This window comes from Shewanella sp. SM20 (genome assembly GCF_025654545.1).
Classification (GTDB): domain Bacteria; phylum Pseudomonadota; class Gammaproteobacteria; order Enterobacterales; family Shewanellaceae; genus Shewanella; species Shewanella oncorhynchi.
On sequence record NZ_JAKKRK010000021.1, the window covers coordinates 65,331 to 80,139 of the forward strand.

Sequence of the window (14,809 nt, forward strand, 5' to 3'; positions counted from 1 at the left end):
GAGGAGCGCAACATACAGATGAAAATACTTTTAGTTGAAGATGATGCGACGACGATTGATTACATCGTCAAAGGATTTCTTGAGCAGGGCCACAATATCGAAACAGCGAGCGATGGCCATCAAGGCCTGTCACTTGCGACGAGTAGTCAGTACGATCTCGTGATCCTCGACCGCATGTTACCCCAGCTCGATGGCTTAAAATTATTGGCCGCCTTAAGGGCAACGGGCAATCAAACCCCAGTGCTGATTTTATCCGCTTTAGCGCACGTTGATGAGCGAGTGAAAGGCCTGCGCGCGGGCGGCGACGACTATATGACTAAGCCGTTTGCTTTCTCCGAGTTATTAGTTCGCGCTGAAAAACTGATGCACCGTGGGCAATCTGTGCCTGTGACAACTGATCTCGTTGTTGGTGGTTTGAAGATGGAGTTACTGACCCGTAATGTCACTTTAGACGGGCAGGAGTTGATGCTACAGCCGAAAGAGTTCCAGTTACTTAAGTATCTGATGGAACATGCTAATCAAGTTATTAGCCGCACCTTATTGTTCGAAGCAGTGTGGGATTATCACTTCGATCCGCGCACGAACGTCATCGATGTGCATATCGCAAAATTACGCCGTAAATTTGAAGAGTTAGGCCATGGCGAGCTTATCGAAACCGTGAGGGGAGCGGGTTATCGCTTACGACAAAGGCATTAAGCCTTACCAAAGCAGCGCCTGGCGCATCACAATCGTTTTTTCGACCTTAGTGATAGTGATCATCGGGGCGTTGCTATTTGCCCTTTATCGACAGTTGATTATTGAGCAGCAGTATCAAGTGACTCAATATTTAGAGTCAGAGACCCAACGTTATCAGCAACTTGCCCTAACGGTTGATCGCCGTAGTTTTGCCGCTCAAATCCGCGCCGCCGATCCACAAACGGCCCTGATCGCTTGGCGTAATAGCTACGATATGGTCGGTGCCTTGAGTTTTATGCCCGAAGGCATGCCCATGCTGCCGCAAACGCGGGATTTTCCTATCTTAACCGGTGGTCCAGATAAGCTGCATATTCTTACCGGCGGTCTGGTGATGACCCGCTACGGCCCAGTGTTGATTGCGACCCGTACCGATAACTTAGCGACGTTAATTGATAAGTTTATCAGTGCCGCCGCGACGGCTGTCATGCTTACCGTAGTGTTGACTTTAGCGCTCGGCTATCTGTTTTCTAAGGCGATTTTACGTCGATTAGTGCAATACAACCGCTTGAGTGAACAGATTGAACGCGGTCATTATGACACCCGCTTACCCTTGAGTTGGCGTCAGGATGAGTTCGATATGTTGGCGCTGCAGTTTAATAATGTGCTGGATATTCTTGAAAATAACCTGATGGCAGTGCGTGGTGCGACCGATAATATTGCCCATGATTTACGTACTCCACTGTCACATATCCGTATTGGTATTGAAGAGTTGGCGAGTAAGCCGAGCAATGAGATTAGCGAAGGTTGCGCCATTTTGACCGAGGAGCTCGATCATTGTTTAGCGACGTTTGATGCCATGTTATCGCTCACGCGTATCGAAGAAGGTCAGCAGACACTCGATTTGCAGGAGCTAAGCCTAGCGCAACTGTGTACTGACTTATTGGATATGGCCGATGCTGTGGCTGAATCTAACGAGCAAACCTTGAGTTTATCGCTGCTGGCTGACCATAAGGTTTTTGGGGACAAATACTTATTATTCCAAGCCTTATATAATCTTGTCGATAATGCGATGAAGTATTCTGGCCAAGGTGCGCGGATTGAGATTATTCAGTCAGGCCCACAAATTCAGATCCGCGATAATGGCCCTGGTATTCCAGACGAGAGTAAAGAAAGAGTGTTCGAACGTTTAGTGCGCCTCGACCCTAGCCGGCATTTACAGGGTACTGGTTTAGGATTATCTATGGTCAAAGCGATTCTCTCACGGCACAATGCCAAAATTAATCTCACGGATAATCATCCTGGCTTAGTCGTCACTATTCAGTTTTAAGCCGATGATCCGCATTACAACGCCGAGTACTCCATGTATCGAATCATAGCCGATAAGGCTGATTTTATTGTTATTTCCAAATCAGCCAAAGTGCATTTCCACAGTCAGGATGGGACTGCAGGCGTGGTGGCGCAGGCTGAGCAAGATTTAGGGATTAAGCTTTTTGCTGTTCATCGCCTCGATACACCCACGTCCGGTCTGTTGATTCTGGCTAAGAGTGCGGTCGCCGCCAAGCAATTTACTGAGCTGTTTACCGCCCATAAAGTGCAGAAATATTACCTCGCCCTCGCGAAAGGCAAGCCGAAGAAGAAGCAAGGCTGGGTGATTGGTGACATGGCAAAGTCGCGTCGTAGCATGTTTAAGTTACTGCGGACTAAAGAGAATCCAGCGATTACGCAGTTTTTCTCCTTGAGTGTTGGCGAGGGATTGCGTTTATATTTGCTTAAACCCCACTCAGGTAAAACCCATCAATTAAGAGTTGCCTTGGCGAGCTTAGGTGTACCCATTTTAGGGGATGATTTATATGGCGGAGAGGCCGCGGATCGGTGTTATCTGCATGCCTATTGTCTGCATTTTCGCTATGGTGATGACGTGACAGGTTGGCATGATTACGCTTATCGGGATTTGCCGACTCAAGGTGAGCATTTTGGTGCTGAAGGTGTCACTGAGGCGCTAGTTGCATGGCGTGAGCCCGATACTTTGGCTTGGCCGGCGAAAGGAGATTAATCTTTGCAGCGTTATGTTGCAAAAGCCTAGCAAGCTTGGCAAATACGGTCTCGGCCCTCAGATTTTGCGCGGTACATAGCTTGGTCTGCTTGAATGAGTAGTTTGTCAGGTTGGCATCCTTGATAAATCGTGGCGTAACCTAAACTGGCATGGATTTTAATCGTAACACCTTGCCAGATAAATGAATTGTCCTTAAGTACTTGATGCAATTTCTCGGCGACGACTCTGGCCGCGGGTGCATCAGTCGCGGGTAAAATCACCAGAAACTCCTCTCCACCGTGACGACATAGGGCGTCATTTTCTCGCAATACCGAGCCAAACAGTCTCGCCGCCGTCAACAGGGCGAGATCGCCCGCATCGTGCCCATATTGATCGTTGATATCTTTAAAATGATCAAGATCCAATAAAATCATACTGTAAGGTACTTTATCCCGCAGCCAGCGTTGATGGATATTGTTTAAAAACTTATGCATAGCACGGCGATTCCACAGGCCTGTGAGTTGGTCCCGCTCCGCTAACATGCGGATTTTACTGACAAGCCGAGTCATGGCATTACCTATCATCACGATATTGATCAATAGGGCCAGAAAGACATAGAACCAAAGCACAGGTATGGCTTCTTGCGTGTGCATGGCGATAAACATCGGACTTTCTTCGGGAGAAAGCAGGGCGATAAAGATACGAATGATAAAAATACCCACCATGGCGACTAAAGGCATGACCATAGCGATGGCAACTCGATTTCCCGTATCGCGTTTGATGGCAAGATAGTTATCTCGAGTTAACATGGCGAAAATGAGCGCGGCGCAGGCTGAGAATACGATGGCCAAAATGCGTTCGGAGCTGAAATTAGGTGGAACCAAGAGCATCACACCAGCGGTGAGTGCTAAAAGAATAAGATCCGATTTTACGCTGGGCTTGAGTCTAAAAAGCGCCTTTGTTCCCCAACGCGCTAGAATGAAGCCAAATAAAATCGCCATATCCGAGCAGAACCAAAAAAAGTAACTGGAGGCTTCGGTGCGTTGGCTGTTGAGTATGATGCCAAGGAGGACGAACAAGTTCGCCAGAGAAAAGCGCATACTGGCTTGAGTGGCAATTTTTAAAGGTTGTGCAATGAGTCCCCATGCGACGGCAGCCGTGCTAGTAAGCAGGCAAATAAACTTGATGAGTAATAAGGCTTGGGGATCAAATATCATTCTTTTACTTCATATTTTTCTTTAACTATAGATGCTTTTAGGGATTTTCGGTTGGAGTTTGCTGGATATCTTAGTCTACTCTGGACGGATAATGGGTTGAATATCCTTTTTCATTTTAGGGAATGGTAAGGGCCTTCATTTAGGCTGCTACTGGGATTATTTACGCCTTGCAAACTAAAAGAATTGCAAATTCTGAGTCTTCCTGCGAAGTTAGATCTTGTTGATTTGCCTACAATCTCCGTTTTGAGGATGTTCTGTTATGGATACAAATAAACTACTTTTAGTCATTATTGCGATTTTATTGCCCCCAGTTGCTGTATTTTTGAAGGCGGGAGCGGGTAAAGATCTGCTAATAAACATCGTGTTATGTTTACTGTTCTGGTTCCCTGGTTTATTACACGCACTCTGGGTCGTGACCAAGGCATAATTTGCTTTCTTCCACACAATAAAAAAGCGCAATGTAATTGCGCTTTTTTATGTTTCAAAATGGGCCTTTCACTTAGAAAGGTAAGGTATAGCCTATTGTTGCAGTACGCCCCATTCCTTTGAAATAACGATCATTTGTACCCATGGTTTGTGAGTAATAATTGAAATAATCTTTATTAAATAGATTTTGCAAACCTAGGCTCAGGGTGCCAGTGTAAAGCGGCATTGAGAAGGAAGCATCGACTGTCGTGTAGCCATCAAATTCCGCATACTTGTTGCCCGCCGCGTTTTTAAAATCGCGGTCCATGTAGTAATTGGCTTGAACGCGGGTCGACATTTCATTATCGAAGCTATGGGTCCAGAACAGGTTGATACGATTTGGCGAAATATTTGCACCATCGAGATCGGTATCGACTTGGCTATCACCATTTGAATCGTATTCCCCCTGCTGGAAGGCGATATTCATGCCGAGATCATCATTGCTGGTAATGTAGGCGGTGACATTGGCTTCAATACCATCGATCACACTCTTTTCGCGCTTCACGTCGTAGAAACCATCACTATTTAAGGCCAAACGTGAACCAAAATCAGTGGCGGAACGATAGTAAGCTAGCTTAGCGCTTAAGTATTTACCTTGGTAATCGGCGCCGACTTCAACGTTATCTGTGACTATCGGTGTGAGCGCCAGTGAGCCATCTATGCTGGGATTGTCGCCGGGGAAGCTTTTACCATCACGCAGAATTCGGCCGATATCCGGCATGCCAAAACCTTGGTTATAGCTGGTATAAACGCGAATGTCAGGAGTGATTTTATAAGAGATACCGACGTTAAATAAGGTTTCATCGAAGGTGGCTGAACCGCCCGCAATTTGCTTATTGCCTGCACCCCACAGGGTTTTGTAGTCATCGACACTTAACTCGGCATGTTCGTAACGAACACCGGTCGATAAGGTTAAATTTTCAATTAAGTCATAATCTAACTGCAAGTATGGCGCAACGTTGTCATAGGTACTTTCGGGAACCCATGAAAAGCCAGTTTTTACTAAGTCTTGCTCAGTGGTGTCGCGGAAAAGGTCGACACCGTAGGCTACATCAATTCCTGAGCCGGCAATATCCTTAGCGATCAAGGCGCTTTTTAAACCCCATTTAACCGAAGAGTTACGCGATTGCTCGTAGTACAAGCTTTCACCTTTACTGCCAACACCGCATTGGATGACTTGATCGCTGCCTTCGAAGGATGGATCGTAGAAGCTATCGAAACAGCCACCGCCATAAACTGCTTTAAAATCTTGATTAAAGAGTTGCAGGCTAAGTTGCTGGCCACCAATATTGGCGTGGGTGTAAGTCAAACTTGTGGTGGTCACTTGGTTGTTGGCGGCTTCCCATGGCTGAGTTTCTTTAACTGCACCTGTGGGTACACCATTGGGCTTGTCACCTGCAACGGGCATCCAATCGCCATTGTTGTCTGCATTGTAATGGTTAACCATTAATTCAAGGCGTGACTCATCGAAGTTATGACCAAGCTTGATGAAGAAGTCTTTACTCTGACTATCCATCGACTCGCCTTGAGTCGTGTCGACACCCACTACGTTATGATTGGCATCGTAATAGACGCCATTATTGCGGTAGCTAACCGAACCTATCATGTCGATAAATTCTGACTCGCCAGAAAACGCATAGCTAGCACCAAAGCTTAAGCCATTGGATTTCATTGAATCAGGCACAGTGACATCGAAACTCGCAACCTGTTCGCTGTCGCCTGTTGGCTTTTTAGTGATGTAGTTGATGATGCCGCCTTGGGCACCGAGACCATGCATTGCATTGGCGCCGTGAATGATTTCGATGCGTTCAATCATGGCAGGATCTATAGTTTGTCCCTCTCTACCACCACTGCGAAGTGGGTTCGATTGAGGCACGCCGTCGATCATAATCAATGGCGGACGACCACGCAGGGTTTCACCTGTGTTACTCATCTTCTGGCGGCTCGGTGAAAAGCTAGGCGCTAAGTTACCGATAATAGTCGATAAATCTTTAGTGGTGCGGAACTGTTCTTCTAATTGGGCGCGGTCGATGATAGTGACAGTATTGGGGATCGAGCTGGGAGATTTATCCATTCGACTCGCGGTGACAGTGATTTTTTCTATGTCTTTATTTTTGTTGTTTGGACTGTTGTCGGTGGCATCTTGGGCCGCAGCGGATTGGGTTAACGCTGCCAATACGGCTAAAGCAACAAACGAGGTTTTGAATGTCATATAACTTCCTGCTAAGGGCGAATGAGTTTGTTACACCGGCTCCCTTGGCATAGGTTAATATTCCATTAAATTGTATTGCAAATGATAACGATTTTTATTATTCGCGATTTTAGGGGAGGAATTACAGCTTGTCTAGTCACGCCATACAGGAAATTGCATGATTTGACGACAGTATGAATAAATTGCGACACAGCACTCGGTATCGAGAGGTTTTACTGTAAAGGCCATGCATATAGTGCGAGTTCATGTCGGTAAAGCATTACCTTTTTTGGCATTTGTCTTTGATTTAGGAGACCTATGTTTTAGTCGCAGGTTTGATTATTTGATTGGGCTACGCGTTTGCTTTAGTGCTTTCGATTGTCTGGCGCGTTGATGGAAGGCTATAATCGCGCCCCTTTATACCGTATCTCGCATTGGTACTCTGATGAACCGTAAAAAGAAGATTAATCAAACCTTGAAGAGCAAGGCAAAAAAGGCCAATGCCAAACTGCAATCTAGCAATAAACCTAAATATATTGCGAAGGCAGAGAGAGAAGCATTAGCTGCGGCTGTTGAGCATGAGACCCCATCAAAAACCGCAGAACCTCAGCTTGATATTGCACTGCCAATAAGCTGATTAAAGTAAGTTGTTAAGCCTATAGTGCAGTTAAATACTCGATAGGGTTTTGATAAAAGGCCTTTTTATAACCTTGGGTTGAAGTATCCATCAGCCAAGGTTTAGGTAATAAGCTCAAAATGGAATAGTGCAAATGGGGCGGTTTACCTTGTGCATTGCCCGTATCGCCGACAGTGCCCAAAGTGTCACCTTGGTAGGCAATCAATCCTGTGGCTGATTCAATTTGTGCTAAATGGGCAAAGTAATGAATTTGCCATTTAGGACCTAAACCAACCACTACATTTCCTCCTTTGAAGAAGTCACCTCGATACAAGATCAGCATAGGCGTTGGCGCAATCACTGCGGTGTTTTTGGCGGCGAAAATATCTATCCCCTTGTGAACGCCCGATGGACCCCAAGGTTCATACCAAAAGGTTTGGCTGTTCCAATCTTTACTGCTGGCACCTTTTACTGGGATCGCGGGTGACTCAGGGATCAGATAACCACCAAGTAGCAGTAACGTCAGTGCTAATCCAACATATTTCAATTTCATTTTTTATCCTGCATTAAGTGTTTGCGTACCTTAAGTTTTAATGAAACTCGCTAAATTCCCGCCAACTTTCAGGATATTGCAAGTGCTCGGCTTCTGAGAGTGATAGCCAATAGGGGCGCCAAAAATAGCTGCACCAAAAGTCGATATTACCTTGAAGACTGCCGAGAGTATCGGGATCGATATTGGGAAAGCTTTCCCATGGATTGGGCGGGGCGGATTTGAATCTGATTAATGCTTCTAGCAAGGGTTTGTCATTGGTCACTAAGGTTATGCACACACCCGCAAAATCGTCATATTGGTTCAGCAATACGCAGGTCGCTTGGGTTGGGTGTTCGATAAAACCGTTAAAGTTGACCGTTTGCTCGGGCAATGTGTTAAAGCCTGCCTGGCTAAGTAAAGTGTTTAAGGCCTCTTTCCCTTGGTAAGTCAGCAAGCAATGCAATTGATAAGCAAAAATATCTTCTCTGTTCATAGGTACAACGAGTGGATAGGTTTGTATGATTGGCAAGCTGATATTGGGCATCTGGGTTTGATGAAAAACAGTGCGTAACTCAGTTTGTGGCCTAGATTGCTTGAGGCTATCACTATTACGTGCAAGGCGTTGTTTAATCCAAGTTAATACTGACATTATTGTTATTTCTCAGTGAACCTTACTGGGGAATGGCGTATTTGCGGATTCTGCAATCGGGGATGCTGTGATTTCCGGAGCCTGCCATCTTAACCAACCTTTTACTCGAGGCGCATCAATATACCAGAGGCCGTTTTGTTGAATTAATGCCAACCGTTCGCGTGATGGGCCAAAGGGGCCGGGATTTTGTTGGGCAATTTCAATACTGCTATCGGTAACTGAGGCAATGATTGCAACGTGACCGTAAGGGTTAAATATCCATGGAGAAAACACGAGTAGATCATCCTGCATAGGTTTGGTCTGACTCGCATTAGTGTATTGCTGCATAGCGCGTTTTTCATTCCACATGCCATTGCTTAACTTGTTATCAAAAAAGTCTCTAGCATGGCCTAAAGCGTCAGGCATTTTATGCTGGTAGCGTTGGTAAAAGTAGCGCTTAACAAATTCAACACATTGATATTGAATGCCTAAGTTATAACCATCTATAGATAGGTTACGTCCTGAATGGGTATTAACTCCTCCGTTATAATAGATATTAACCCCGTTTAGAGTGTCGATGACTTCTCCTACTTGATGGTGGGAATTAAAGTTAATCCGAGTTATCAGACTGTAGGCACAGTATACGAGCCCCATCAGTATCGCGAAAAAAGCTAATAGAATGGATAAGCGTCTAATCATCTTTAGTACGGCAAGCTAAAAAGAGTTGTTGAGTAAGATACTTATCTCACTTTCGGGCTGCGTATTTTATGTTCTGAAGAATATGGGCGTCTAGGGTATGGGTTTTATATTGGCACAGGTTAATACTTTTGTGTGATCTAAGGCTATCTAAAACAAAGGCCGCATTAGCGGCCTTTGTTATTTTGGCGGTTAGAGTAAAGCGGTTGCGAGTAGATAACCGACAGCCGATGCTGTCGCTACACCGATAAAGCCTGGAATGATAAAGCTGTGGTTAATAATGAACTTACCTATTTTAGTCGTACCTGAACGGTCAAAGCCGATACAGGCCAGATCACTTGGATAGGTTGGTAGCACGAAATAACCGTAGCTTGCAGGGAGGAAGGCGATTAAGAGTTTTGGATCGACCCCTAAGGCGAGTCCCATAGGTGCGATTGCTGTGAGTGCTGCCGCTTGGCTATTAACAAGCTTAGAGATGAGAAACAGCACTAAGGCATAGGTCCAAGGCTGGCTTTGTACTACATGGGACAGGTTTTCCTGCAGTACATCCATATGGCTGATGAAGAAAGTATCGCTCATCCACGCCACACCAAATACTGAGAAAATTGCTACCATGCCCGCTTTAAAAACGGGACCGTTAGAGATGTTGGTCGGTTTGACTTTACAGGTCATCAGGATAAAAGCACCTGCAATTAACATCATCATCTGGATCACTAAGTTCATCGAGAGCAAGGTCGACTTACCTTTAACGTCAAAGGCGGGACGCAATTCACTAAATGAACCTAACAGTACCACAGCAGCGATAGCGGTGAAGAAAATCCCCGTTGCCCAGTAAGCTTCCTTCGGATATTTTTGATTTAACAGGGTTTCGCTCTTGTCATAGATAAAGGCTCTTTGGATTGGATCTTTAATGCGTTCTTGAAATTCTTCATCTTTATCTAAATCTTTACCACGACGCAGACTCCAAAGTGCAGCGGCCATGACACCGCAAAGCGATGCTGGCACTGACACCATTAAAATTTCGAGCAGATTGTAAGCGCGGCCTACACCCTGTTGTGATGCCAGAATCGACACCATAGACACCACTGCTACCGACACAGGCGAAGCGCAAATCGCCATTTGTGAAGCGACAGATGCCACCGCCATTGGGCGCTCTGGGCGAATATTTTTCTTCAGCGCGATATCGGAAATAATCGGGAACATGGTGTAAACCACATGGCCAGTACCGCAAAGGAAGGTCAGCGTCCACGTGGTCAGCGGCGCTAGAATCGTGATGTATTGTGGATGACGGCGCAGTAAGCGCTCGGCATACTGCATCATCACATCTAATCCACCCGCGGTTTGCAATACGGCTGCACAGCCAATGACTGCAAGTATGGTTAGCATAACTTGCACTGGCGGTTGTCCCGGCGCTAAACCGAAAACAAAAATCAGTAAAAATAAGCCAATACCGCTGATGAGGCCTAATCCCATGCCGCCGTAGCGGGTACCTAGCAGTAGGCAGCTAAGCACTACTATAAATTCCATTAAAATCATCCGATTTACCTCTGCGGAACTTACCGCTTAGCTATTAGTTGAGTGATGAGTGTCTTCAGGAACATTCTGCGGAGTAAAAGTGTTTGAAAAATTGCGCTGGCGCATGGTGTAAATAAAAAATGGCATTAGTTTTTTCGGAAATTTGACCTAACGCTAGAAACATGTGGCGATAAGTTGCATTCTGGTTACGAGTTTTACGGATTGGGCTAACGCTTTGAGCTCACTCCGTTTAAAAGAACGATAACAATACTCAAGGATAAGCCCGTGAAACCTGCCACCTTTAATACCGAAGCCTTTGATGATTGGATCCGCAGCCGCTTTGTGGAACTCAATTCCGAGCTAGAACAGCTTTACTACCAACAAACGGATCGGGCCAATGTGCTCGATATCGGCGCAGAAGCTAAGTTGGCGCTGGAGAGCGAAGGGCGAGAGTTGATTAAGACCTTGCTCGATGAGGGGAATACTGATGAAGGTTTCGACAGTGCCTTCGATTTACTCGGCAATGTGGGCTTGTATATGGCGGCCTGTCGGCGCCATGAAATTACCGAGCCCTCGCGGGAAACGACATCGCCATTAGCTGAGGCTTCTGCGCTCGCCATGCATATTGGCGCTTCAATAGGCGTCACGCCGCGCTTTGCCACCGCACATTTAACTACTCACAATCGTGCCCACAATGGCATTTATAAGCGCTTTACCGATCTGTCCGCTGAAAAGCTGTTTGTGGATTACAACACTAAGGGCATTTTGGCCTATAAACGCGCCGCCGATGCGCTATTGAAGATCCAGCCTTTGGGCATTTCCCATCCCATCAGTCACGATTTACTGCGAGTCGCGAAACAAGCATTACAGGATGTGATTGAGTCGAATACCCAATTATTTAATCGATTAGATACTGACCGTTTCTTTTACTGTGTTCGTCCTTACTACAAACCTTATCGGGTGGGCTCGGTCATTTATCGCGGCGCTAACGCCGGGGATTTTGCGGGGATTAATGTGATTGATTTAACGCTAGGTCTCTGTTTTGCAAACGAAGCTTCTTATTCGCAAATGCTGGTGGACAAGTTTTTATACATGATGCCAGAGGATCAGCAGATATTGCGCGAGTGCATGCGTCGGCCGAATTTGATGGATGACTTCCTGCAGGCAAAAGACTGCTCAACCCAAGATTGGTATCAAGAAAACTTGCGACTCTTCATCGAAGTCTGCGAATTACATGGCGAGACTGCGATTCAGCACCATAATGAGTTAGTGACTAAATATATTGCTGAGCCTTCGACAAGTATGGAGCAGCAGCATTTAGCTAAAGTCACCGCCAGTGGTCCGCCACTGCATGTGCTACTCGGCTCATTGGAGCGACTCAGAGACAGACGCGCCGCCGCTCAGCGCAGCGATATTCGGACTCGTTATTGTGATATTAAAAAACTAAAAGAGAGTTTGAGATAACACTATGTTTGAAGATTTTAAAAAGGACTTTTACCTAGCAGGTCCAGGATATCTATTAAACCATTCCGTTGGCCGGCCATTAAAATCGACCGAGCAGGTCTTTAAAGAAGCCTTTTTTGCGCCTTGGCAGGAGTCGGGGCGTGAACCTTGGGGCCAGTGGCTGGGTGTGATTGATGATTTTACCTTTGCTTTATCTAAGTTATTTAACGGCCACCAAAAGGATTTTTGCCCTCAGGTCAATCTTTCCAGTGCGCTGACTAAAATTGTCATGTCCCTCGACAGATTGAACCGCGAACACGCCGTTGTGTTAATGAGTGAGATTGATTTTCCCAGCATGGGTTTTGCCCTTAAAAAAGCGCTGCCTGCCAGTTGCGAAGTACGCTTTATTCCTAAAGGGCTCGATATCACCGACCCGAATGTGTGGGACGCGCATATCAGCCGCGATGTGGACCTGGTGTTTGTTAGTCATGCTTACTCGAATACGGGGCAGCAGGCGCCATTAGCTAATATTTTCACCATAGCCCGTGAGCGAGGTTGTTTGAGCTTAGTGGATGTAGCGCAATCGGCGGGGATTATTCCGCTGGATCTCGCGCGCCTACAACCCGATTTTTTAATCGGTTCGAGTGTGAAATGGCTCTGCGGCGGCCCTGGTGCTGCCTATCTTTGGGTTAATCCCGCCATATTGGAGAGTTGTCAGCCTAAAGATGTGGGTTGGTTTAGCCACGAGAATCCGTTCGAATTTGATATCCATGATTTTCGTTACCAGCATTCCGCACTGCGCTTTTGGGGAGGGACACCATCAATCGCGCCTTATGCCATTGCCACCCATAGCATTCATTATCTTGCTGGTTTAGGTACTCCGTTGCTGCGTAAATACAATCAGCAATTGATTGATGCTGTGGCACAAGAGCTCGACCATGAGTTTGTGTCGCCGCGGGATACTGAAAAGCGCAGCGGCACGCTTATTCTGCAGTTCGGTAAACAGCAGCATCAAATGATGACGGCATTGGCGAACGCGAATATTAGTGTTGACGCCCGCAGTATGGGGATCCGGATTTCTCCGCATATTTATAACAATATGGCCGATATCAAGCTGTTACTAGATGTGATTAAAGCAAATCGCTAACTTAAATGATTTAAAATGGCTTGCTAGGCTAGGTTGTACTACGTAATTACAACTAACAAGGCACAACACTCTGGGAGGTAAACCGCGACATGGTCGTTCCCGTATGCCGGCGTTAACTCACCGTCACACGGGCAACTTGAGGTTATTTATTGGGTGCGATCATGCTTAAATCTTATAGTCATAGCGGCAGACCATAGGTCGCGGGGTGTGGAGCTTGGGATCGCTGGGCGTGATCGCTAAATCTGCAGGTAGCATAACAGTATCGATGATCAACGCACTGCTCATATCAACGAGTGTCAGCGGGATGGTAAAGAGCAGCAAGGGCGGGGCCGCCAACGCGGAGATCATCATACACTCCTCGCCATTATCAACAGCCGTTTGCACACTTGAGAAAGAATGACCCCAAGTTGAATCTTCTCCCATCCTCGACGTTATCGTTGCACATCCCGTGAGAGAACAGCACACGACCAACCAAGTCAACCAACGCATAACCACTCCATTGTTTATATGTGAAAAACTGCATTGCTTCGGTATGATCTACTCACTTGATCAACTGAGAGCGTTAGTGATGTGGAACCAAATCTGGTTTCATTTGACGCCAACCTGTTCTGTTTCAACAGCTTGGCATTCTAACTATATGATTATATCTGTCAATTATTCATCAACAGAAACGAGATACAACCAAGCTCAATAACCTAGTTGTTATTCAAGCCATTTTAGCCAGAGCTGGTTGTAGGCAAACTGAAAGTGCATTATGTTTTTGATCTAAAATGGATGGCCGGATTTTTTGTTGATATTAGTAATACCAATAGGTCGCATATGTTAAATTGTATATATTGTGAACATGAAAAATTTGAATCAGGGAAAGGCTCAGAAGAGCACGCCATTTTGTCTTCGTTAGGTGGACGAAAGCTATCTAGAAACGTTTGCGGTGAACGTTGTAATAATAGGCTAGGCAAAGCTATTGATGACGGATTATCTTCTAGGCTTAGTATCATTTCGACTTTATTGAATATAAAAACTGGTCGTAATAAGGGGGCGCCAGTTCAACAAGGTATAGTTAAATTGGGGGACGAATCCTATAACCTGTTACCTACAGGGGAGATGATTAGAGGAAAAATCGAAAAGCAATGGAAAACAGAACTTGGGAAAACGAAGTTTCATATTGTGGCTAATACGGAAGAGCAAGCACTAAAAATTATTGAAGGTCAATTAAAGTCTCGTGGAAAATCTCTTGATGATATAGAAATGGGGACAGTAACCGAAGTTACTCAATATGGAGCTACAATTGATGGAATATTTTCATTTTGTGAAAACGATCTAAGATCAGTAGCCAAAATGGCATTAACAATGTTAGCTACTAAGGTATCACCTTCAAGGTTGCGTGGCTCTGAGTTTACTGATGTTATTAATTAACCTGAGATCGGTTTAACAAGCCATAACTGTAATAGCATTAAACTCTGCGTTAGTGAGGTTCAGTTGTGGCTTATTGTCTTTCAATTGATAGGCGATGAGTCCGGCAATCATATTTAGCATAAAACCATGCACGCTGCGGTGTCTAGAGTGTTCTATTTGAGAGATATTTTTTAACTGGTCGTTGATGGTTTCTATGATGAAACGTCTCGACAGCATCGCTCTATCCCACAACAACA

16 protein-coding genes are annotated in these 14,809 nt (G+C 45.6%); 8 read left to right on the forward strand and 8 right to left on the reverse strand.

What is annotated here, in order from left to right:
* The first annotated feature begins 18 nt into the window (after positions 1-18).
* Genes L5M18_RS10715 through L5M18_RS10725 form a run of 3 tightly spaced genes read left to right on the forward strand, consistent with a single transcriptional unit; the run spans position 19 to position 2,728 of the window.
* Entirely contained in the window at positions 19-696 is a 678-nt protein-coding gene (locus L5M18_RS10715) for a response regulator transcription factor (RefSeq protein ID WP_006079763.1), read from the forward strand.
* Positions 697-745: 49 nt separating this feature from the next.
* Positions 746-2,002: a sensor histidine kinase gene (locus L5M18_RS10720; RefSeq protein ID WP_263196907.1), complete on the forward strand. Its 1,257-nt coding sequence runs from the start codon at positions 746-748 to the stop codon at positions 2,000-2,002.
* Between the two features lie 33 nt (positions 2,003-2,035).
* Positions 2,036-2,728 (forward strand): TIGR01621 family pseudouridine synthase, encoded by a 693-nt coding sequence (locus L5M18_RS10725; protein WP_263196908.1) that lies wholly within the window; start codon positions 2,036-2,038, stop codon positions 2,726-2,728.
* A 26-nt stretch (positions 2,729-2,754) separates the two neighbouring features.
* On the opposite strand, the gene L5M18_RS10730 is transcribed toward L5M18_RS10725, so the two are convergent.
* A complete protein-coding gene (locus L5M18_RS10730) occupies positions 2,755-3,924 on the reverse strand; it encodes a GGDEF domain-containing protein (RefSeq protein ID WP_105251099.1) in 1,170 nt (389 codons plus the stop codon).
* Positions 3,925-4,183: 259 nt separating this feature from the next.
* On the opposite strand from L5M18_RS10730, the gene L5M18_RS10735 reads away from it, so the two are divergent.
* Entirely contained in the window at positions 4,184-4,351 is a 168-nt protein-coding gene (locus tag L5M18_RS10735) for a YqaE/Pmp3 family membrane protein (protein WP_006079767.1), read from the forward strand.
* Between the two features lie 72 nt (positions 4,352-4,423).
* Here L5M18_RS10735 and L5M18_RS10740 read toward each other — a convergent pair whose 3' ends face one another.
* On the reverse strand, positions 4,424-6,601 hold the full coding sequence (locus L5M18_RS10740; RefSeq protein WP_263196909.1) for a TonB-dependent receptor: 2,178 nt from the start codon (positions 6,599-6,601) through the stop codon (positions 4,424-4,426).
* Between the two features lie 424 nt (positions 6,602-7,025).
* Here L5M18_RS10740 and L5M18_RS10745 point away from each other — a divergent pair, with 424 nt between their 5' ends.
* Positions 7,026-7,217 carry a DUF2986 domain-containing protein gene (locus L5M18_RS10745; RefSeq protein WP_113941341.1) on the forward strand — a complete coding sequence of 64 codons (192 nt, stop codon included), beginning with the start codon at positions 7,026-7,028 and terminating at the stop codon, positions 7,215-7,217.
* 19 nt (positions 7,218-7,236) lie between these two features.
* Here the strand turns inward: L5M18_RS10745 and L5M18_RS10750 are convergent, their stop codons facing one another.
* The 4 genes from L5M18_RS10750 to L5M18_RS10765 all read right to left on the reverse strand — a co-directional run bounded on the left by L5M18_RS10750 (position 7,237) and on the right by L5M18_RS10765 (position 10,588).
* Positions 7,237-7,749 (reverse strand): M23 family metallopeptidase, encoded by a 513-nt coding sequence (locus tag L5M18_RS10750; protein ID WP_168826445.1) that lies wholly within the window; start codon positions 7,747-7,749, stop codon positions 7,237-7,239.
* Between the two features lie 37 nt (positions 7,750-7,786).
* Positions 7,787-8,377 (reverse strand): hypothetical protein, encoded by a 591-nt coding sequence (locus L5M18_RS10755; protein ID WP_263196910.1) that lies wholly within the window; start codon positions 8,375-8,377, stop codon positions 7,787-7,789.
* A gap of 12 nt (positions 8,378-8,389) precedes the next feature.
* On the reverse strand, positions 8,390-9,010 hold the full coding sequence (locus L5M18_RS10760) for a CHAP domain-containing protein (RefSeq protein ID WP_411569270.1): 621 nt from the start codon (positions 9,008-9,010) through the stop codon (positions 8,390-8,392).
* Between the two features lie 234 nt (positions 9,011-9,244).
* The gene (locus L5M18_RS10765) at positions 9,245-10,588 is read right to left on the reverse strand and encodes an anaerobic C4-dicarboxylate transporter (RefSeq protein WP_263196914.1); all 1,344 of its coding nucleotides are present in this window, start codon (positions 10,586-10,588) and stop codon (positions 9,245-9,247) included.
* A 264-nt stretch (positions 10,589-10,852) separates the two neighbouring features.
* Between L5M18_RS10765 and L5M18_RS10770 the strand changes: the two genes are divergently transcribed.
* Positions 10,853-12,031 carry a PrnB family protein gene (locus tag L5M18_RS10770; protein ID WP_105251111.1) on the forward strand — a complete coding sequence of 393 codons (1,179 nt, stop codon included), beginning with the start codon at positions 10,853-10,855 and terminating at the stop codon, positions 12,029-12,031.
* A gap of 4 nt (positions 12,032-12,035) precedes the next feature.
* Positions 12,036-13,157 carry an aminotransferase class V-fold PLP-dependent enzyme gene (locus L5M18_RS10775; protein WP_263196916.1) on the forward strand — a complete coding sequence of 374 codons (1,122 nt, stop codon included), beginning with the start codon at positions 12,036-12,038 and terminating at the stop codon, positions 13,155-13,157.
* Positions 13,158-13,322: 165 nt separating this feature from the next.
* Here L5M18_RS10775 and L5M18_RS10780 read toward each other — a convergent pair whose 3' ends face one another.
* Positions 13,323-13,580 carry a YceK/YidQ family lipoprotein gene (locus L5M18_RS10780; RefSeq protein ID WP_261271753.1) on the reverse strand — a complete coding sequence of 86 codons (258 nt, stop codon included), beginning with the start codon at positions 13,578-13,580 and terminating at the stop codon, positions 13,323-13,325.
* Positions 13,581-13,904: 324 nt separating this feature from the next.
* Between L5M18_RS10780 and L5M18_RS10785 the strand changes: the two genes are divergently transcribed.
* Positions 13,905-14,573: an HNH endonuclease gene (locus L5M18_RS10785; protein ID WP_263196918.1), complete on the forward strand. Its 669-nt coding sequence runs from the start codon at positions 13,905-13,907 to the stop codon at positions 14,571-14,573.
* 12 nt (positions 14,574-14,585) lie between these two features.
* Here the strand turns inward: L5M18_RS10785 and L5M18_RS10790 are convergent.
* Positions 14,586-14,809: transposase (locus L5M18_RS10790; RefSeq protein ID WP_263196920.1), on the reverse strand; the 224-nt coding region annotated here is incomplete at its 5' end.

Bases quoted from the DNA above. Each gene is read 5' to 3' on its own strand.
- L5M18_RS10715 (WP_006079763.1), top strand. From the start codon at position 19: ATGAAAATACTTTTAGTTGAAGATGATGCGACGACGATTGATTACATC.
- L5M18_RS10725 (WP_263196908.1), top strand. From the start codon at position 2,036: ATGTATCGAATCATAGCCGATAAGGCTGATTTTATTGTTATTTCCAAA.
- L5M18_RS10730 (WP_105251099.1), bottom strand. From the start codon at position 3,924: ATGATATTTGATCCCCAAGCCTTATTACTCATCAAGTTTATTTGCCTG.
- L5M18_RS10735 (WP_006079767.1), top strand. From the start codon at position 4,184: ATGGATACAAATAAACTACTTTTAGTCATTATTGCGATTTTATTGCCC.
- L5M18_RS10740 (WP_263196909.1), bottom strand. From the start codon at position 6,601: ATGACATTCAAAACCTCGTTTGTTGCTTTAGCCGTATTGGCAGCGTTA.
- L5M18_RS10745 (WP_113941341.1), top strand. From the start codon at position 7,026: ATGAACCGTAAAAAGAAGATTAATCAAACCTTGAAGAGCAAGGCAAAA.
- L5M18_RS10750 (WP_168826445.1), bottom strand. From the start codon at position 7,749: ATGAAATTGAAATATGTTGGATTAGCACTGACGTTACTGCTACTTGGT.
- L5M18_RS10755 (WP_263196910.1), bottom strand. From the start codon at position 8,377: ATGTCAGTATTAACTTGGATTAAACAACGCCTTGCACGTAATAGTGAT.
- L5M18_RS10760 (WP_411569270.1), bottom strand. From the start codon at position 9,010: ATGGGGCTCGTATACTGTGCCTACAGTCTGATAACTCGGATTAACTTT.
- L5M18_RS10765 (WP_263196914.1), bottom strand. From the start codon at position 10,588: ATGATTTTAATGGAATTTATAGTAGTGCTTAGCTGCCTACTGCTAGGT.
- L5M18_RS10775 (WP_263196916.1), top strand. From the start codon at position 12,036: ATGTTTGAAGATTTTAAAAAGGACTTTTACCTAGCAGGTCCAGGATAT.
- L5M18_RS10780 (WP_261271753.1), bottom strand. From the start codon at position 13,580: ATGGGAGAAGATTCAACTTGGGGTCATTCTTTCTCAAGTGTGCAAACG.